This is a genomic window from Bacillus sp. OK048, from assembly GCF_900103525.1.
In the GTDB taxonomy this organism is placed as follows: Bacteria; Bacillota; Bacilli; order Bacillales; family Cytobacillaceae; genus Neobacillus.
In genome coordinates, this window is the sequence record NZ_FNHN01000011.1 from 104834 (window position 1) to 124098 (window position 19265).

The window sequence follows — 19265 nt, forward strand, 5'->3', positions numbered from 1 at the left end:
GCCCAGCGATGGGCTCTCTTACCTATTCTAATTTAAAAACTGCTTCTCCCACACCTAAATCTGTCGTTAAGTTAATGACTACCTTTGCGTCTTCGTACGCTTCGTTGACGTATACGCCCTTCCCTTTGGAAATGAAACCGACAAAATCGGCAGTTCCAATTCCTTTTGAGGATTTAATTTTTACGCCGACATCTTTCGGGAGAATGATGGTTGATTTCCCAACACCTAATGCTAATGCTGCGTCAAAGCTATTGTCCCAATTGCCGCCAAGGTCAATCGTGATATCGCCGACACCAGCATTCACATCTAATTCTTTTATTTTTAAACCCTTTAAATCTAAATTTGTATCTGAAGCACCTGAATTAACACGTAAATCAAGTGGGATATTATCTGAAATAGTGAGGTTCCACTCGTTTTTTAACTTACCAAATTTAATTTTATCAACTAGGCCTTTTTTATCCTGTTCTATAACCCCAATTCCTTTATCTCCTTTAAGCTTATAAGAGACTTCAGGTTTAAGCCTATCTTGATTATAGTCAATTGTACCCTCAACCCATTCATTTGTACCTTTTTCGACATTAAGTTCACCAGCACCAAGGTTAAGTTCAAGCTGCAATTCTTTAGCCTTATCTTTCTCGATCGTGACTTTCCCATTTTCATCGTTACCATTTGCAAATATTCCACAACCTGATACTCCTATAAGTAAAGATATAGCCAATGCACCCGACAAAATTTTCTTTTTCATCTTGTTTTCCTCCCCAATTCTTAATCTACCATCATTGTACTAAAAGCAATCAGGTTGAAAAAACGGCGCAAGATGGAATCTGCTCTCAGACTTGAGACCTATGGTAATTAATCCCTTTATAACAATTTTACTACGTAACTAGAAGAATCTCTAATAATAACTAAATAGGGTAACAATTCTAGCACTGTAAACCATATATCATTTATAATAATTTAAAGATTAAAATAAATAACAAGGTGGGGGCTACGTGTCAAAGACAATTTACACAAATGGATTAATTTATACCCTAGATTCTAACCAGCCAGTGGTTGAATCTGTAGTGGTTGAAAATGGCAGGATTATAGATTTAGGTTCACACCATGAAATGAACTTGCAATGGGGAAGAGCAGGATCGGAAATTGTTGATTTAGGCGGAAAAATGGTAACCCCAGGTCTAATAGACAGCCACTTACATTTATCAGGTTTGGCATTTAATTTCTTAGACTTAGATTTGACAGGCATTAAATCGAAAGCTGAGATGTTAAACAAGATTAAGCAAAAAGCAGCTACCGTCGCACCTGGTAAGTGGTTAATTGGAATGGGTTGGGATGAAAATCTGTTTACAGAAGGGTCGATTCCTACTATAGAAGAATTAGATTATGTAGCACCACACTGTCCGATTTACCTAAAGAGAGTTTGTTATCACGCATTTTTAGTGAATAGCAAGGCACTTGAAATGAGTCACTATCATCCTTCCAATGAAGTACCTAAGGGTGGAAGTGTTGTTCTCGATCCACAAACCAAAAAGCCGACTGGAATGCTGTTAGAGTCAGCTTCCAAAATTGTCACGAAACATATTCCAGAAAAAACATATGAAGAGCTAAAAAATGGTTTGGGACTTGCAATGAAATTTGCGATTAAGAAAGGGTTAACAAGTGTACATACCAATGACCCTGCTTATTTAGGCGGATTAGAACAAACGTACAAAATGTATAACGAATTAATCAATCATGAACACAACGGGTTACGCTGTAATCTTTTGATCGACTATCCATTTCAATCTGAGTTAAAAGAAAAAGGAATGTTTGCCGGTTTTGGTAATGAGAAATTGCAAATTGGCGCAATAAAAATTTTCGCTGATGGAGCATTTGGAAGAAGAACAGCCTTGTTATCGGATCCATATAGTGATGAACCAAGTAAATATGGCGAAGCGATGCAAACTCAGGACATCCTCTTTACCATTGTGAAAGAGGCAAGGGAGCAATTCTTCCCAATTGCCGTGCATACCATCGGTGATAAAGCATTGGAAAATGTTCTCGATATCCTAGATCAATTTCCAAAAGTGAATTATCGAGATCGGATTATACATACTTCATTAGTTAGAGAGGATTTAATTCAGCGATTAGCAGATCCAAATATCGTTGCTGATATTCAACCGCGGTTTGTAGTGGGTGATTATCCGTGGGTAATTGAAAGAATAGGTAAGAAGCGCGAATCTTATTTATATGCATGGAAATCCTTACTATCAAATGGTGTGATTTGTGCCGGCGGTTCTGATGCCCCTGTAGAACCTGTTGATCCATTACTAGGTATTCATGCAGCCGTCACGAGGAAAACACCAGGTAAACTCGAGACCTGGAATGAGGATCAGAATATCTCCATGCATGAAGCCGTAAAGCTATTCACGATTGGCGGTGCCTATGCAACAAACGAAGAGGCTATTAAGGGAACGATTTCAAGAGGAAAATTAGCAGACATGACCGTTTTTTCGAAGGACCTCTATTCATTGGAAAACCCTGACGAATTATTAAAAACAAATATTGAAATGACCATTATTGATGGGGAAATACAGGGTATCTAGGAATATCGTTTTAAATATTTCGAATAGATATTAAATCTAAAAAAATTGGATATTACTAGTAAGATGAAATAAAGTTTAAAAAAAATGTACTTATACTAACTGGGTAAATGGTTAGAGGAAGAAGGAATTTGATTTTATTTCTAGAATTTTTAATGAATGTAGAAAAGTGAGGGTGATAATTATGATGATAAAAGGTTTCGGGGGAATATTTTGGCGGACTAACAATCTAGATGCTATAAAAAAATGGTACAGTGAAGTGTTGAATATTGAAATAGAAAATTGGAATGGTGCTATTATCAAACCCCAATCAGGAAATGAAACAATCTTTTCTTTCTTTACTGAAGATGACAGCTATTTCCCAACCGATCAGCAAGTGATGTTAAATTTTCAAGTTGATAATCTCAATGATACGATTAAACATCTTGAACAAATTGGTGTACCTCTAGCAAGGGAAAAAGAGATTAGTGAATATGGTAATTTTATTTGGATTAAAGATCCTGAAGGTAGACAAGTTGAGCTATGGGAAAAATCATAATATTAGACACATGGTAACAAAGATAATAAAATTGAGTCAGATCGTGTAAAATATGGGCAATTAAAATTAGTAGAGTAGGGGTGTCGAGAAATGGATGATCGTTTTTTTCGAAATGCAATGGGGAAATTCGCAACGGGAATTACCGTTGTTTCTACGGAGGTAGATGGGGAATCACATGGAATGACAGCAAATGCGTTTGTTTCTGTCTCTTTAACTCCAAAATTAATACTAGTATCAATTGATAAAAGAGCAAGAATGCTGCCTCTTATTCAACAATCCAAAAAATTTGCCGTAAGCTTTTTATCCGCAGATCAACAAACAGAATCTATGCGTTTTGCAGGCCAAATTAAGGAAGAAACTCCTTATAACTTTGAGCAATTCGGCGAGTTACCAGTAATCCAGGGTGCACTGGCTAACCTGACCTGTAACCTTTATAATGAGGTTGAGGCAGGAGATCACATCTTATTTATTGGTGAGGTTACTGATCTTAAGGTAAATGAAGGGGATCCATTGTTATATTTCGGCGGCCAATATCGCAAAGTATCAGAATAACAAGAGTAGACAAAAGCTGTCGTATGGCAGCTTTTTCTATTGTACTTCGTGGTTCGTATTGTACAATAGGAGAAGGAGGGATAGCCTTTGTTGAAAAAAGTAAGAATTGTCCTAGGAATTGTGGTTTTATTATTAGCAGCATTTGGTTTAATCACTAAAAACTTCGTGGCACAGCCAATCATGATGGTAGGTCTAAGTGCCTTTATATTAGTTGGCGGGATAGATGAACTTAAAAAAGGGAACAAACGTCGTGGCTATATGAATATCTTCCTTTGCGTATTTGTTATAGCGGTATTGGTACAATCATTCATCAAATAAAAGGTAAAAAAAAGCCATCATAGATGGCTTTTTACCGTTTTACTGATGCTAATATAAAAATTGTTGCAATAATAGATAGGGCACCTAACCATTCAATTGGGCTAAAGGAAACATGAAGCCATACCACGGCAAGGAATGCTGCCGAGAGTGGTTCAATACAGGCTAATAGACTAGCTTCAGAAGCTTTTATGTATTTAAGGCTTTCCATAAAGCACAAGAACGCGATTAATGTACCAACAATAACCACAAAAGTGACCGCTGTAAAAGAAGTAAGGGACCAGTGACCTTGGAATTTCCATGGAGGATGGATGAAACTTAAACCAACTCCACCAATCATCATACCCCAGCCAACAGTTAAAGCCGTTCCCCATTTTGAAAGCAGGCTAACTGGATAAAGAGTATAGAATGCTAGTGCAAATGCAGATAGAATTCCCCAGCCAAAGGCAGGACCAGAAATTGCTAGAGTATGGATATTTCCTTTCGTGACGAGGAGAAATGTCCCTCCAAGCGCTAGTACAATTGCTATCAGCTCATGTTTCACTGGTAATGTCCTGGCATGGAAGCATAAATATAAGGCAATCATAACAGGTGCCAAGTATTGCAAAACTGTAGCAGTAGCAGCATTTCCTTGCTCTATTGCTGCAAAGAAGGTATATTGAACGCCGAGCATTCCGAAAATCCCAAATACAATGAGGAGAAAAAGATCCTGTTTGTTTTTCCAAATCCTCCATATATTTTGCTTCCCAACAGTATGAGAAAAAATTAGCAAACCCGTTCCTGCTAGGAGCAGTCTTATAACTACGAGCCAGCTTGAACTAAAGCCTTGCTGATGAAAAAGATATTGGGCAACTGTCCCAGAAACGCCCCAAGATGTCGCTGCAATAAGAACTAATAGAATTCCTTTAGTCCTTGGGTACGACATTACAGCACCAATTGTATTCATAAAAATACCCCCAAAAACAACCATTCTATTAATTTAGCAGAAAAGTAGTAAGGTTAAAAGGGGAATTCGGTGAAATTTGTACGGGGATCTGCTGCATTGGCGAGTAAATTACATAAAACCGCGAGTAAAATGTCCAAATCGGCGAGTAAATGCATTTATTATTTCGCTATTATTTGAAGAATTCCTCCAATTTCAACCATTTTTACAAAAGAAAAAGCCAATAAGCACTAAAAATATGCTTAATGGCTCTAATGATTATTTAGGAGTTAAAGTCTTAATAGAAATAGCTGGGGAGTAGGAGGTTACAATACAACCTTCTAAATTTTGTTCATTTAACAGGCCTAGTTGGAGGGCAGATTTTATTTTTGCATCATCGGGTTTTTTTACGATTTGAATGAGTTCACTCATTTTTAATGCCTCTAACCTTTTAACCGTTACATCTTCGTTGTATTTTTCAATCTTTCTCATTTGCCGCTGCAGTTTATAGCCATTTATTGTGATTTCGGCCTTATTATTGGGACCAACTAGTTTATTAAAATAGTTATGAAAAGTATCTTTTAAATCATTCAATTCTAACTCGATTTCCTTTTTCTTTTTATTAAGTTCGTAATAGTTAACCAACATCTCATCTGTAATGAAGGAATCATCCTGTTTCACCAAGTTCCTCTCCTCCTTATCGAACGTATATTCCAATATATTAGCTTTCAATAGCATTTAGTACGATTAAATCCTAGTTATCAAAAATAATTATTATAAAAAGAGTGCTTCATGTTGAAATATTCGGGGTGCACCGAAAATAGGATGAAGGTAGGATTTGCCCAGTTTTTTATCCAAAGAAAAAAACCTCAATATTTCATTGAGGTTTTTAGTGTGTCCTTCGGGCAAAGTCGACAAAGCGGAATTTGTCAGGTCGATGCCGGGATTCGGTGTATTGAAAGAGGGTGGCATCCTCTAAATATACGTAGTTTTTAATCACGACTATATTATGAAAACCATCTAGGTCTAAAAAAGCTCGGTCTTCTGCTGTTGGTTCTTCAACGACAATTTCCTTTTTTGCAAAGCTTATTTTCAAGTTCAAATCATTTTCAAGGTAGGCATAGATAGAATCCTCACAAATTTCTTCTGTGATCGAAGGGACGAATTTTGCAGCAAGAAAATCTTTATCTAGAATGATCTTCTTGCCACCAATTTCCCTTGTTCTAACTATTTTCCACACCTGGTCCTTACCAGAGAGCTGCAGCTGTTGCTTGATAAAGGCATCAGGCTTGATAATAAGCGATAGCTCATTGACTATCGTCCTTGGCTTTTTTTCCATTTTGTCAGCGAGTTCTTTAAAACTGACCAAGCCTGATACTGGAAAATCAAATTTGTTAATATCGATAACGATGGAACCTTTGCCTCTTACTTTTTGGATATAGCCATTTTGAGCCAGCAGGTTTAAGGCTTTTCTTATCGTCTCTCTTGATGTATCGTACTGATCCTTCAGCTCATTTTCAGAGGGAAGAAGGGAATTCTGCGGGATTTCTCCGTTCTTAATTTGACCTACGATGGTATTAAAAATAATTTGGTATTTGTTTGTCATAAAAATCTCCCATTATCTTTTCAAATGATAAACAATGGACTCGTATGGTCGTAAAGGTATCTTTTTGCCAAGTGGAGCTGAGTCCGGATAATTTGAGAGTAACACACTGGTTGACAACCCAACAATGTTTAACGTCACAGGGAGAGCATAAGTGGTGGGTTCTCCATAAAAATTATTGATAACCAGAATCATTTCATTTTCTGTATTTCGTACAAATGCAAAGATGGATTCATGATCTTCGGAGATCATTTTATAATCCCCGTCCGTGATTACGTCATATTCTTTGCGCAGGTTGATCAGTTTTTGATAATGATAGAAAATAGAATCTGAATCCTTCATTGCGTTTTCCGCGTTTATTCCCTTATAGTTCGCTGCGGTATGAATCCACGGTGTGCCGGTGGTAAAGCCAGCATGTTCACTCGAATTCCACTGAACCGGTGTTCGCGAGTTATCCCTCGATTTTTGCTTTAGAATCTCGAGAATCTCCGAGTCTGGAAGACCTTCATTTTTCTTTATTTCAAAGATATTCAGTGACTCAACATCCCGGTAATCTTCGATTTTGTCGAAGTTCGGATTGGTCGTTCCGAATTCTTCACCTTGATAAATATAGGGCGTTCCTTGCATCATATGGAGTGCTGTGGCGAGCATTTTTGCTGATTCTTTGTGGTATTTTTCATCATCTCCAAACCTAGATACTGCACGAGGTTGGTCATGATTACACCAGAAGAGGGCATTCCAGCCGCCACCTTTATTCATTTCTACTTGCCACTGTGACAAAATGTTTTTCAAAGCTTGGAAGTCAAATTCCGCTTTCGTCCACTTGTCTCCGTTTGGATAATCCACTTTTAAATGGTGGAAGCTGAACGTCATATTGAGTTCCTCTTCACGCGGGTTGGAGTATCTAATGCAATTATCGATAGACGTAGATGACATTTCACCAACAGTCATGATGTCATATTTTGAAAATACCTTATCATTCATCTCATGGAGAAACTCATGAATTCTTGGTCCGTCTGTATAAAATTTACGTCCATCACTATCATCCTGCGGGAACTGTTGATCCTTTGAAATTAAATTGATGACATCCAGTCTGAACCCATCGACACCTTTTTTGAGCCAAAAATGCATCATTTCATATAATGCTTCGCGAACTTTTTCATTTTCCCAGTTTAAATCTGCTTGTGTCACATCAAATAAATGAAGATAGTACTGCCCGGTGGTTTCATCCCACTGCCATGCTGATCCACCAAATTTTGATTCCCAGTTGGTAGGAGGGAGGTTGTCTTTTCCATCTTTCCAAATATAAAAATCACGATATGGGTTGTCTTTTGAGGACTTTGCTTGCTGGAACCATTCGTGTTCGGTTGATGTATGATTGATGACAATATCCATGATGATTTTAATGCCGCGTTGATGTGCCTCTGCAAGAAGCTGATCAAAGTCATCCATCGTTCCATATTCTTCTTGAATGTTGTAATAATCGCTTATATCATACCCATTATCTTTTTGAGGGGATTTATAGATAGGAGTTAGCCATAGAACATCTACTCCCAGTTTATTTAAGTAATCAAGCTTCTTAATGATTCCTTGGATATCACCGGTACCGTTACCAGTAGTATCATAAAAACTTTTTGGGTAAATTTGATACACGACTGCTTTTTTCCACCATGCTGTTGTCATGATAAACACCTGCCTAAAAATTTTTGTAACTCTAATGTGAAAAGGAGGGAGATGGTCTCCCTCCTAAAATAGGAGTATTACTTTTTAAATGAAAATTTGTTCATACCTGTTTTTGCAAAAACAATCGTCAAAAGGAATGGAACGACAATCGCAACTAGCATTGAAATTGCAAACATCATCATGTGCTGCGGCTGGATAGAAAGGAATCCAGGTAGTCCACCAACACCGATAGAGTTAGCCATTACGTTACTTCCTACAGAAATAATTGCTGCTACCATAGAGCCAAGCATCGCTGCAAGAAATGGGAAGCCGTATTTTAAATTAATACCGAACATCGCTGGCTCTGTTACACCAAGGTAACAAGAGATTGCTGCTGGAATCGATACCTGTTTTTCTTCTTCATTTTTACGATTAATATAAATCATTGCAAGAACGGCAGAACCTTGAGCAATATTTGATAAGGCGATCATTGGCCACAGGTTTGTTCCTTTGAATTCATTCATTAATTGAAGGTCAATGGCATTTGTCATATGGTGTAATCCTGTAATAACAAGAGGTGCATAGGCAAAACCAAAGATAGCAGCGAATAACCAGCCGAATGCAGATGTTAAACTTGAATAGACAACATCAGATACCCAAGAACCAATGGTCCAACCGATAGGACCTAAAACAGTATGTGCAATCAATACTGTAGGAATTAATGCTAAGAATGGTACAACTATCATAGAAATAGAATTCGGAACAATTTTTCTAAGTCTTAATTCTAAGAAAGAGAGTACAAAACCAGCTAAAATGGCTGGAATTACTTGTGCTTGGTAACCAATCATTTCAATTTGCGCAAAGCCAAAATCCCAGGTTGGAATTGCTTCTGCTCCCGCAACGCCATAGGCATTGAGTAATTGTGGAGAAACTAAGGTAATACCAAGAACGATACCAAGGATTGGTGTTGCACCCATTTTTCTTGCAATCGACCATGTAATACCAACTGGAAGGAAATGGAATACAGCTTCACCAATCAGCCATAAGAAGGCATGAACACCGGCCCAAAATTGGGAAACTTCAACAATGGTTTTCGTACCATCTTCTAGTAATTTAATATCACCTATAACATTTCTAAAACCGAGAATTAAACCACCCACAACAAGGGCAGGAATTAATGGCGTAAAGATTTCTGCAAGGTGAGCCATCATTCGCTGCAGCCAGTTCATATTTTGTTTGGCTGCAACTTTTGCTTCATCTTTACTTGCTTCGCTGACACCTGCGATTTTTACGAAGTCATTATAGAAGGTTGAAACATCGTTTCCAATAATGACCTGAAATTGACCTGCTTGTGTAAAGGTACCTTTTACTGGTTTTAAAGATTCAATTTTTTCAACATTTGCTTTGCTGGGATCATTTAAAACAAAACGCATTCTCGTTACACAATGTGTTACGGCTGCAATGTTTTCCTGTCCACCTACGTGTTCGAGCAGATCTTTTGCCGGCTCTGTAAACTTAGTCATTACTCTTTCCCCCTAATAGAAATGGAAGGTAACCATTTCTTTATCTAGTATTATTTTCATGTATTTACATGTTCACTTGTTTTTTTACTGATAGAATTTTAACATGTATATACAAGTTTTTGTTTACGTTTACATTCTAACTTGTATATACAAGACTGTCAACTGATAAATTTTCGTAAAATTAACGTAAGGGGGGAATTTTCATTTGAGGATTTCCTTATTATTGAAGCGTTTATTACAAGATTATTACTTTTCAACTTTAACGCATTAAACCGTTGAAAGAATTTTCGGAAAATGCTATGATGTTCTTGTTTAAATTCTTCTGAGTTTAGACCTCCTAAAACTGGAGCTTAGCCTTGACCACTAAGCTCTACTTTTGCCTTTGGACATCTGTTCAAAGGTATTTTTTTTGATTCAGTTGGGAGCTAAATTATCAAAAATCCTAACTATGTAAATAAATGGCGCATTAAATGCAAAAAAAAGAAAGTGGTGGGGCCACTTTCTAAAGGAGGTATTGTATCATGGGTTAGTATAATATATGTACTTCTTTGTACAGGCATGTAGTGAACATGTCCATTTTTGAAAAAAATATTTTATTTTATTCAAGAAACCTTTTTTTCATCTCCTTTGTTGGAAGCATACAACTTTCTTTTTTTCCAAACCATTTGTACCGATTTTTGGCAACAACATCATAAAAGAAGTCTCTAAAAGGGGCAGGAAGAATTCGTAAAATGTTGAGGAGCTTCCATAGGCCAGTTAGATTTCTGCAAATCATCAGTGCAGCACTCGATTTTGAATAAATCCTTTGATTTTCAATTAAAATGAAACTGTCAAACTCTTTATCATACCCATATTGTTTGAGTAATGATTGACCTTTCATGCTTTGAAGAGAAGCGAACTTATAGTGACCCTTTGGATCTCTTTTGATTATAAATTGTACGCTGCTATTACAGAGATTACAGACTCCATCAAATAAGATGATTCTTTCCATGTTTCACCTATTTTCCGTATTTGTCATATATCATTAGTATAGTTAAAGTTTTCCTAAAAAGCACAAAATTTTCTTGAGACTCTAGTAACCTGCCGTTATAGTAATATTGTACATATTTTTGAGTTAGCTGGGAAGAAGGGGGCAAAAACTATGGGGGTTCATGAGGGGTTTGATATATTTTCAATCATGAGTATGCTTTTTCCAGTTTTTTTTATCCTTGTTTTTGGTATTATACTTTTTACAATTTTTAAAGGGTTGAAGCAGTGGAGCCATAATAACAAGCAGCCGAGGTTGAATGTTGATGCAGTTGTTGTTTCGAAAAGGACACAGGTAAGTGGTGGAGGAAATGACAGTCATTCAAGTACCTGGTATTATGTTACGTTCCAAGTTGAAAGTGGTGACCGAATGGAACTTGCAGTAAATGGATCCGAGTACGGTTTGCTTGCTGAATGTGATTTTGGAGAATTGGTTTTTCAAGGTACCAGGTATCATGGATTTACCCGGAGACAACAGACGAATTAAGATTAAAAAAAGCACGCGACTGCGTGCTTTTCATGTTTTTAGATCTTTTAATTTAAAATGAGTGCTACTTCTTCAAATCCTTGTGTTTTTTTAAATTTCATTTGGTGATTAAAATTGGTTAAAGCATCTGATGGATCAAGGTTGGTGAGGTTTAATCGGTTGACTGTCATTTTGTCATATTTTACCGAGAGAATGGCTATTTTTTCCTGATAACCCGTTGCTGAATTTAACTTGTCTTCATAAGCATGAACAAAAACAAAGCTAACAGGTAATAACGCGATCATGTCTCTGGCAATACGCAAGGCACAGCTACAAACGTAATCTTGGTAATAATCATAATATGTTGATTTAGGAAGATTCTTTTCGGATAGCTTACCTGTTTTTGTTAGAGACAGTGCCTTTTGTGGAATGACATTTTGAGCATTTACTTCGAAAGAAACATGAATCACATTGGGATTATCCGTACCAAATTCAAAGCCGCTACCAAAATCGACTAAATCCTCAAGAGGGTCAAACTCTTGGATTACCTCCAAATAGGCATCAATGTCTCGATTTAACACTCTTCCCGCAACAGTATGCATAGTGTTCCAGTCGTTAAGCAATTCCTGGTCATGTATTTTTGCTTTTTCAATTTCTTCGTAAAGTTGTTGCATTTTTGAATCGTCTTTATTTAATATACGGTCAAAAAAACCTGGGCGATAGGATTGTTGTTTTTGTCTGGCTGCTAATGTGCTTGGTCCTTCTTGTCCAATTTGGAATGGGGGAGAGCGGTGGAAAACCTCCTGCCAATCTATAGGATTGTCACATTCATGATGAAGCGACCGTATTTGTTCTAGCCGATTTTCATAGAGGTCTACCTGAAAACGTGCATACTCTAACTCCTGCATCTTTTTCTGTTCTCGTTGAATCTGCGCTAATTCATTTCGTCTTTGGTAGGCAGGAGTCTTATAGGATTTAGAACTGGAAGATGTTGTATAATAAAGGCCGGTTCCTGGGACGCCGACTGTTGCCGTCTGCCTGCCACTGCTATTAACGGAGTACCTAAGACCGTTTCCACCAACACTTACTCCTACGCCCTTTTTGCCAACATTCACTCTAACACCGGGAGCAATTTTAAAACTTTTACGAAAATTTAACCCCATTTGTAATCCCCCTAATACTCTTGATAGATACTAAAAGTATGTCACTTTAGGTCAGATTTTACAATTTTTAGAGGATTTAGTTGCGGATGGAGGGAATTAGTTGCGGATGGCGGAATTTAGTTGCGTATGGCGACAAATACTGGCGGATAGCCAGAAATACTGCGGATGGCGAGAAATTGGCAGATAGCCAAAGACATTAAAAAATGAAGACCAATCTCACCATGAGATAGGTCTTCCAAAACATCACATATACAACCCCGCCAAAAAAATCCCCAGCGTCTCCTCGTAAATCTCATCAAATTGTGTAAGTGGGAGGGGATTGGTGCCGGTTCCGAGCTCGACGGTGAAGCCTGGTCGCCTCCAGTCTTGAATGAACCAGTCCTTGTAGCCAGCATAACTTTCAATGGTTTTGACTGCCTGATATCCACTGACTCTGCTAAACTCGTTCACCAGGATCTCGGATTCTGGCGGCTCAAGGTTTTCAAAACCCCAGTAAATGACTTCTCCTTGTGTATGGAAGGCGATTACGCGAGCAAAGTCACGTCTTCTAGTCAAATCTGCCATAGCAATCGCTTCAGGCTCGGATAAAGGGTGTTCCCCTCCATAATCCCGCGGTCCCGGCTTGCCAGGATTCCGTGCTTTCTCCAATTCCCAGCGAGCAGGGAATTGATCATTTAAATCAACACCTCTAATATTGGCTTTCCAACCAGAAAAATCAGTACTTCCTCGATTCAGCTCCATTACTCTTTTTCTCCATGTCTCATTTTCCGGCGGTCCATTCATAACAAGACTAACTCCATCAGGGTTAACCATTGGAACGAGAGATAACATGGTTTGAGAATATAATGGGAAGGTTGATAGACCACGAATCGAATTGCTATTTGTTAATGATAAACAATAGTCATTTAAAAATGTCATTAAGATTGGTGTCGTAATCCATTCGTTCGCATGAAAAGACGCATTATAATGTACTCTTTTATCGCCATCCCCAATGAGAATCTCTGATAGACGATTGCCTAGGACAGAATTCCCAATCCCTGACAATCGTAAAAACGGGTAAACAGATTGTAAACGACCAATATCGCTCATCATTCGGCTGAAATCGTAATGCTGCTTTCCTTGTACAAGTCTCCAGGTGATTCGTAATGGAACCCGAATTGTCTGGCCAATCTGGAGTCGATTGGGATTTATATTAGGGTTAGCAAGCAGCAAGGCATCAAGCGAAAGATTCCGACTTTGAGCAATTCCCCAGAAGGAGTCCCCATGTCTAATTTGGTAATTCTGCTCTATAAAACCGGGAATCCTAATTCGCTGTCCTGCTGAAAGTTGATTGGGCTGAATTCCTCGATTGGAATCAATAATCAGCTGAATATTGATTCCATATAGTTGGCTGTAATACCATAATGAATCACCTTGCCTAACATAGATGTCCATGTAATCCTCCTGATGGTCAATAATTGTATTAATAAGAATGTATGCACAAGGTTTGAGATATTATGTGGTTTTGTATTTACTTTCTCCATAAATAAAGTTCCAGAAAAGGCCATAAATAAAAGAGTGCCGTTAGACACTCTGGAGGAATATTACTATTGAACGCTTGGCCCATAGTTGTAAAAAAAAACTCAAAGATTACGTTAAATGAACGGTTTTAATATGTTGGAGATTTAAATAGACCGGATCCCCTTTAGCTGTTATTAATTCAACGAAATTATTTTTAATTCCCATTACTTTCCCCATTACATTTTCGTTTTCACCGATATTAAATACAATTAATGTTCCATTTAACTTTTCAATCTGGACTTCAAATGATCGTGCAAATGTGATGTTAGTGGGATTCACTGGCAAATTCGCATTGCTTAAACCATAGGGCCGTTGACTATTGGTATATGGAATTAACCATTTTAAGTGGTTGAGGGAAATAAACATCGTTTTATAAATAGGGGAATAAAAAACAAAATAGTTATTCATAATGCTGATAACGTAACCATGTAATGCTAATTTACTGGTTACATATATTTCTGAAAAAATCCCTTTTGCCGCTGTCAGGGTTTTTCTAAGTGAAATTTCCTCGTTAGGGTTGAAGAGGGGAGATTGATCATCCGAGAGAGTAATGATTTCATCAATTTCTTCTATTTTGGGAAACTTCCAATTTTGAATATGAACGGTAGGAATATATAAATAATCATAACCGTTATAGATCACCCACAAATCACTGCCAATATCGATTAAGATTCCGCTTATCGTCTTATTTCCAGAGATTTCAAGTTTTATATAGGTACCGATATGATCTTTCAATTTCATTTAATCACATCCTTTCTAGGAGTATGATTCTACAAAAAGAGAGGGCCTATTGAGGATGAATTGGAATAAATGCCCGCTCATTATTGTAAAATTTATTATGGGAATGAATCGGCACAGGAACATAGTATTTTTGATTAAAGATATTCATTTGCTTCCATAAGCTGGGGTGGATTAAATACGTTTTTGCGAACTATTTCGATTCGGCCATCCTGAAAAAATGGATCTACGGTCAAAATTTCGCATTACAGGTTCTCCTGAAAAACGCGATGCCCCGACTTCTTGTGCCGTAGGATTTTTATCTTCTTTTTTACTTTCTACACTGGTCTTTTTTGTCTTTTCAATTTTCATAAGTGGATTCGTATCCATGGTTTCTTTTGCTAGTTTAACTTTATTTAACAATTCTTGTGTGGAATTTCCTGTTACTTCTTTTTTCAATGGTTCAGATTTAATTTGCTCGCGTATAAGTTGCTTTATCTGAGCTCTTTTATCTACCAACGAACCGGCTGGTTTTTGAACTGTTTCTCTATCATGTTTAACAATGCTTTGAATAACCACTTCATTTTTCTGTTTTTTCACATCTACTTGTGGAGAGGAAGGGATGTCTGTCTTAGTCCATTTGCTTTCAACGTGACTGTTTTGTCGTACACTTACATTTTGCTGTTTACTTTCAATGTGAGTACTTTGCTTCAGTTCTTCGTTTTTAATTTCATTAGTAACCTTTGCTACTGGTAAAGAGGTTTTAATAGGCTCTGCCCATATCTTTTTCTCATTCTCCTGTAGATTTACCAACGCTTTTGGAGCGGCAACCGCATCCGTTTCAACCTTATTTGCAACCGCTTCTCGTTGCGAAGTAGCTGTATCTTGTTTAGTTGATTTCATAAAAGCTTGTGTTTCTACATATTTATCGTCTACAGTTTCCTGTTTATTCTCTGAAACAGTTGCATCACTTTCATTCTCACTTTTTTCTTCTTTTTCTTCTTTTCGATAACCTTTTAATATATTTGAAATGTGAGAAATTTTGATAATAATTCGATCTTCACCATTGATTAACGTAACAAAGTCCGAATCTACGAAACCTAGTACTCCGCTAAAAGATTGCTTATTTAAGCACAAAATTGATACCCATGAATTCTTTAATGAGCTTAATAAGTCCGCTAAACTTTGAGTTTTCATAAATTCAGTTGTAATCTCTTCACCTTTATATTGTTTCGTATTTTTTGTAATCGCCTGAATTTTATCAATGCTATAGTAATAGACGTATTTATTTTCATCTTCTATAATAATATGATCCGTTTCTACGCCCATTAATTTTCCTTTTATAATTTCTTCACCCACAAATAGATTCACATTATAGCCTTTTAATAAATCTACTGTTGATGAAAAATTATCTGTTCCCATTCAACGTTCCTCCTTAGGGTAAATTTTGTCGCTTCTCAATGGAGAAGCGACAAGAGTTTTATTCTTCATTGTCTAACTTGTGAATTTTCTGCACGGACAACTCGTTGTCTCACGACCTGTTTTTCTGTTTGAGACATAGTGTTCTCTTCTTTACCTTGATCTTTATTTTCTTCTTGTTTTTCACTTTCCACCTTTAATCCATAGCTAATATTTCGGATGTGCCACATGGATACACGGACAACTTCCTCTTTACTAATTAACGATAAAAAGTCCTTGTTGATTTCGCTAATAACACCTTCAAGTTTTTCTGGACCGCCACGGTTAATTCTAACCCATTGAAATTTTAAACTGTCTAAAAGTCCTTGGAAGCTTGAAGCACTTTTAAATTCGAAATTTTCCGGAACCTCAATTCCTAAATCCATTGTATCCTTTGAATTTTCTGTTACACTTTTGACATGGTGTGTATTGTAATAAAGCACACCGTCATCCTTTGTCAAAAGTACTAGATGGTCATCAAGAACGGCCATTAATTTTCCAATTCTAGATTCTGGACCGCCTCTATCAACCTTGATCGTCTTCCCCACTAAAGACTTCCACATGTCGTTATTCACAATATTTATCCTCCTTTAAATAAATAAACTTTTACACTGCATTTATATGTGTCACGGTGTGATGTTGTACTAAACGACAAGCCTTTTTTCTCGTCTATTTTCAAAAATAGGCAAAAAAAAGGTATATGGGAACCATATACTGATAGAAAAGGTCATAACGAAGCCATTTCCTTTTTTAAGTAGCTATTTCTATTCTTGATAAAATGAAGAAAAACATTTTTTTCTTTTAGAAACTGTTCTTCATTCATATTTATATGGGGGTCTGTCCTGATGTAAGGCTTTAGTGTTTGAAATTGTTCTTCAATAATTGGTTCTAATGCACCCAAGCTAAATTCGTTATCTAAGATGGAAGACAGAATTTCTTTATATTTTGCTTTCTTTGGGTAAATATGGAGAAGTCGTCCAGTTAACGTATTGTAACCATTTATAGGGACAAAGTCGTGATCCAGCTTCCTTCCGTGAAGGTCTCTTCCCCAGGTCCCATCATAATCCCAAGGGGTGATTTCAAACCGATTGATTTCGCTATTTAGATAAAGAGCATAGTTATGGATAAAACCATCAAAGTTTTGTGTACAAACTACTCCAGCGAGCCATCTTAGGTAATTTTCAATATCAAGGTATTTACCCACTTCTTTTTCAAATTCCTCATTGCTGAAGGTGTTAATCATTTCAATGAAATCCTCTAAAAAGGAAAGATCTTTTTGGTTTCCATATTTTATAGTGTAACCCTCATCTAAACTAGTTTTTAGTTCGTTTTCAGGAGAGAATAAAGAAAAGTTTGCGAAATAATTTGTGGCATAAATGATAGGGCCGTCCGGAAGGTTTCTCTTTTTCAAAAGATGTTGGTCAAAGGATTCCAACTCTAAATAAAGTCCTTTACAAAATCCATTCATATAAAGTTGTACATGTTTAGAGTGTGGAGAGGTAACACCGATTCGGTTGAAAAAGTCGAGTGAAAGCTTATTGCGGCTGAGTGAGATATCATCGTATTCTGCATTTAGATGGATTTCGTGAGCACCATCTACGAGATAGGGGCTACGAAATATAATATTATAGGATTTTTTCTTCTTCTTTCGAATGACATTCCCCCGGTATTTCAACCCTATTTTGTAACTATTTTTTGCGATTTTTAATACGGCAGGGACATAGTCATCTCCCCAAATATCATCTTCTAATTTCTGAAGCCATTTTGGATTAATGAAGATTTCGTATTTTAACACGTACATACTCCTATACATATATTTTTTCTAGATAGTATGCAATTTCCATATTGGATGTGCCACTTTTGATGAATATGGAGTACGAACATCTAGTTATAAGTTATTGGGCAAATGTTTATGCTTAAATAAATTCAAAATGATTTATAAAAAATAAATGTTTGTCTATATCAAACGCCACGTTATAACCATAAATTAGAAAGTGAATAAATTATTTATGAAAGTGGTGGAGACCAGAATGATGAGGGACATGAATCAAATGTTGTCAAAAGCTAAGGATAATGGCGTCGTTTTATTTCTAGATAACAATCCAGATGAAAAGCATGATCGTAAATGTTTCTGCAAAAGTACAGACTCAAGTGGAAGCAAAGGCAGCAGGGGCTCAAAAGGAAGTCGAGGATCACGGGGAAGTAAAGGTTCTAAAGGTACTGGTGGATCACGCGGAAGCAAAGGTCCAAAGGGTCCAAAAGGTAGGAAAAGATCAAGAGGGAATAAAGGTAGCAGAGGCTCAAGAGGCAGTCGTGGGTCCAGCGGTAGCAGAGGCTCAAGAGGCAGTCGCGGTTCCAGCGGTAGCAGAGGCTCAAGAGGCAGTCATGGTTCCGGCGGTAGCAGAGGCTCAAGAGGCAGCCGTGGTTCCGGCGGTAGCAGAGGCTCAAGAGGCAGTCGCGGTTCACGCGGTAGCAGAGGCTCGAGAGGCAGTCGCGGTTCACGCGGTAGCAGAGGCTCAAGAAGCAGTCGCGGTTCACGCGGTAGCAGAGGCTCAAGAGGCAGTCGCGGTTCACGCGGTAGCAGAGGCTCGAGAGGCAGTCGCGGTTCAGGCGGTAGCAGAGGCTCAAAAGGCAGCCGCGGTTCACGCGGTAGCAGAGGCTCAAAAGGCAGCCGCGGTTCACGCGGTAGCAGAGGCTCAAGAGGCAGTCATGGTTCCGGCGGTAGCAGAGGCTCAAGAGGCAGTCGTGGGTCCAGAGGAAGCAGAGGCTCAAAAGGTAGCCGCGGTTCACGCGGTAGCAGAGGCTCAAAAGGCAGCCGCGGTTCCAGAGGAAGCAGAGGTAGTCGTGGCCGTGGACCAAAAGGTAAAGGACCAAAAGGTAGAAAAGGCAGCCGCAGATCACGTGGTAGTCGCGGATCTCGAGGCAGCCGTGGGTCACGTGGTAGTCGTGGATCTCGAGGCAACCGTGGGTCACATGGTAGTCGCGGATCTCGGGGTAGCCGCGGGAGATAAAGTAGTAAGGAACAAGTTAACCATAACACCAACAAAAATAGACCGGTACTCTTTGAGTATCGGTTTTAATATTTCACTAGTTAACTAGTGAAATATTCCCCATTTATTGTGGGGTAGGCAGCATCTATTAACCATTTTAATAGGCGTAAATCCAACCATTATTTGAA

The 19265-nt window shown here is 37.9% G+C and carries 19 protein-coding genes; 6 read left to right on the top strand and 13 right to left on the bottom strand.

Annotation, left to right across the window (positions count from 1 at the left end):
• Positions 1-22 precede the first annotated feature (22 nt).
• Positions 23-745 carry a toast rack family protein gene (locus BLR86_RS19240; RefSeq protein ID WP_090765276.1) on the bottom strand — a complete coding sequence of 241 codons (723 nt, stop codon included), beginning with the start codon at positions 743-745 and terminating at the stop codon, positions 23-25.
• 247 nt (positions 746-992) lie between these two features.
• On the opposite strand from BLR86_RS19240, the gene BLR86_RS19245 reads away from it, so the two are divergent.
• The 4 genes from BLR86_RS19245 to BLR86_RS19260 all read left to right on the top strand — a co-directional run bounded on the left by BLR86_RS19245 (position 993) and on the right by BLR86_RS19260 (position 3990).
• Positions 993-2585 carry an amidohydrolase gene (locus BLR86_RS19245; RefSeq protein WP_090765279.1) on the top strand — a complete coding sequence of 531 codons (1593 nt, stop codon included), beginning with the start codon at positions 993-995 and terminating at the stop codon, positions 2583-2585.
• 184 nt (positions 2586-2769) lie between these two features.
• Positions 2770-3120, top strand: a complete 351-nt coding sequence (locus tag BLR86_RS19250; RefSeq protein ID WP_090765445.1) for a VOC family protein — start codon at positions 2770-2772, stop codon at positions 3118-3120.
• 90 nt (positions 3121-3210) lie between these two features.
• Positions 3211-3672 (top strand): flavin reductase family protein, encoded by a 462-nt coding sequence (locus tag BLR86_RS19255; protein WP_090765283.1) that lies wholly within the window; start codon positions 3211-3213, stop codon positions 3670-3672.
• An 87-nt stretch (positions 3673-3759) separates the two neighbouring features.
• Entirely contained in the window at positions 3760-3990 is a 231-nt protein-coding gene (locus tag BLR86_RS19260) for a hypothetical protein (RefSeq protein ID WP_090765286.1), read from the top strand.
• Between the two features lie 31 nt (positions 3991-4021).
• Here the strand turns inward: BLR86_RS19260 and BLR86_RS19265 are convergent, their stop codons facing one another.
• From BLR86_RS19265 to BLR86_RS19290, 6 genes are all read right to left on the bottom strand, one after another.
• Positions 4022-4933 (bottom strand): EamA family transporter, encoded by a 912-nt coding sequence (locus BLR86_RS19265; RefSeq protein WP_090765288.1) that lies wholly within the window; start codon positions 4931-4933, stop codon positions 4022-4024.
• 255 nt (positions 4934-5188) lie between these two features.
• Entirely contained in the window at positions 5189-5590 is a 402-nt protein-coding gene (locus BLR86_RS19270; protein ID WP_254782382.1) for a hypothetical protein, read from the bottom strand.
• A gap of 208 nt (positions 5591-5798) precedes the next feature.
• Complete coding sequence (gene treR, locus BLR86_RS19275) at positions 5799-6515, bottom strand: trehalose operon repressor (protein ID WP_090765291.1); 717 nt, start codon at positions 6513-6515, stop codon at positions 5799-5801.
• 12 nt (positions 6516-6527) lie between these two features.
• A complete protein-coding gene (gene treC / locus BLR86_RS19280) occupies positions 6528-8195 on the bottom strand; it encodes an alpha,alpha-phosphotrehalase (RefSeq protein WP_090765294.1) in 1668 nt (555 codons plus the stop codon).
• Between the two features lie 77 nt (positions 8196-8272).
• Positions 8273-9697 carry a PTS system trehalose-specific EIIBC component gene (treP, locus tag BLR86_RS19285; protein ID WP_090765297.1) on the bottom strand — a complete coding sequence of 475 codons (1425 nt, stop codon included), beginning with the start codon at positions 9695-9697 and terminating at the stop codon, positions 8273-8275.
• Positions 9698-10295: 598 nt separating this feature from the next.
• Complete coding sequence (locus tag BLR86_RS19290; RefSeq protein ID WP_090765300.1) at positions 10296-10688, bottom strand: thiol-disulfide oxidoreductase DCC family protein; 393 nt, start codon at positions 10686-10688, stop codon at positions 10296-10298.
• A 150-nt stretch (positions 10689-10838) separates the two neighbouring features.
• On the opposite strand from BLR86_RS19290, the gene BLR86_RS19295 reads away from it, so the two are divergent.
• Complete coding sequence (locus BLR86_RS19295; RefSeq protein ID WP_090765303.1) at positions 10839-11210, top strand: DUF2500 domain-containing protein; 372 nt, start codon at positions 10839-10841, stop codon at positions 11208-11210.
• Positions 11211-11257: 47 nt separating this feature from the next.
• Here the strand turns inward: BLR86_RS19295 and BLR86_RS19300 are convergent, their stop codons facing one another.
• From BLR86_RS19300 to BLR86_RS19325, 6 genes are all read right to left on the bottom strand, one after another.
• A complete protein-coding gene (locus tag BLR86_RS19300) occupies positions 11258-12352 on the bottom strand; it encodes a DUF4236 domain-containing protein (RefSeq protein ID WP_090765306.1) in 1095 nt (364 codons plus the stop codon).
• A 243-nt stretch (positions 12353-12595) separates the two neighbouring features.
• A complete protein-coding gene (locus tag BLR86_RS19305) occupies positions 12596-13786 on the bottom strand; it encodes a M14 family metallopeptidase (protein ID WP_090765308.1) in 1191 nt (396 codons plus the stop codon).
• Between the two features lie 195 nt (positions 13787-13981).
• Positions 13982-14653 (bottom strand): DUF2642 domain-containing protein, encoded by a 672-nt coding sequence (locus BLR86_RS19310; RefSeq protein WP_090765311.1) that lies wholly within the window; start codon positions 14651-14653, stop codon positions 13982-13984.
• 171 nt (positions 14654-14824) lie between these two features.
• On the bottom strand, positions 14825-16051 hold the full coding sequence (locus BLR86_RS19315) for a hypothetical protein (protein WP_090765314.1): 1227 nt from the start codon (positions 16049-16051) through the stop codon (positions 14825-14827).
• Positions 16052-16116: 65 nt separating this feature from the next.
• A complete protein-coding gene (locus BLR86_RS19320; protein ID WP_090765316.1) occupies positions 16117-16662 on the bottom strand; it encodes a hypothetical protein in 546 nt (181 codons plus the stop codon).
• Between the two features lie 152 nt (positions 16663-16814).
• Positions 16815-17882, bottom strand: coding sequence for a CotH kinase family protein (locus BLR86_RS19325; protein WP_254782378.1), 1068 nt, complete (start codon positions 17880-17882; stop codon positions 16815-16817).
• Positions 17883-18193: 311 nt separating this feature from the next.
• Here BLR86_RS19325 and BLR86_RS26470 point away from each other — a divergent pair, with 311 nt between their 5' ends.
• Positions 18194-19186, top strand: coding sequence for a hypothetical protein (locus BLR86_RS26470; RefSeq protein ID WP_090765322.1), 993 nt, complete (start codon positions 18194-18196; stop codon positions 19184-19186).
• Positions 19187-19265: the final 79 nt, after the last annotated feature.

Bases quoted from the DNA above. Each gene is read 5' to 3' on its own strand.
- BLR86_RS19240 (WP_090765276.1), bottom strand. From the start codon at position 745: ATGAAAAAGAAAATTTTGTCGGGTGCATTGGCTATATCTTTACTTATA.
- BLR86_RS19305 (WP_090765308.1), bottom strand. From the start codon at position 13,786: ATGGACATCTATGTTAGGCAAGGTGATTCATTATGGTATTACAGCCAA.
- BLR86_RS19250 (WP_090765445.1), top strand. From the start codon at position 2,770: ATGATAAAAGGTTTCGGGGGAATATTTTGGCGGACTAACAATCTAGAT.
- treR (WP_090765291.1), bottom strand. From the start codon at position 6,515: ATGACAAACAAATACCAAATTATTTTTAATACCATCGTAGGTCAAATT.
- treP (WP_090765297.1), bottom strand. From the start codon at position 9,697: ATGACTAAGTTTACAGAGCCGGCAAAAGATCTGCTCGAACACGTAGGT.
- treC (WP_090765294.1), bottom strand. From the start codon at position 8,195: ATGACAACAGCATGGTGGAAAAAAGCAGTCGTGTATCAAATTTACCCA.
- BLR86_RS19255 (WP_090765283.1), top strand. From the start codon at position 3,211: ATGGATGATCGTTTTTTTCGAAATGCAATGGGGAAATTCGCAACGGGA.
- BLR86_RS19265 (WP_090765288.1), bottom strand. From the start codon at position 4,933: ATGAATACAATTGGTGCTGTAATGTCGTACCCAAGGACTAAAGGAATT.
- BLR86_RS19300 (WP_090765306.1), bottom strand. From the start codon at position 12,352: ATGGGGTTAAATTTTCGTAAAAGTTTTAAAATTGCTCCCGGTGTTAGA.
- BLR86_RS19315 (WP_090765314.1), bottom strand. From the start codon at position 16,051: ATGGGAACAGATAATTTTTCATCAACAGTAGATTTATTAAAAGGCTAT.
- BLR86_RS19310 (WP_090765311.1), bottom strand. From the start codon at position 14,653: ATGAAATTGAAAGATCATATCGGTACCTATATAAAACTTGAAATCTCT.
- BLR86_RS19295 (WP_090765303.1), top strand. From the start codon at position 10,839: ATGGGGGTTCATGAGGGGTTTGATATATTTTCAATCATGAGTATGCTT.
- BLR86_RS19290 (WP_090765300.1), bottom strand. From the start codon at position 10,688: ATGGAAAGAATCATCTTATTTGATGGAGTCTGTAATCTCTGTAATAGC.
- BLR86_RS26470 (WP_090765322.1), top strand. From the start codon at position 18,194: ATGAAAAGCATGATCGTAAATGTTTCTGCAAAAGTACAGACTCAAGTG.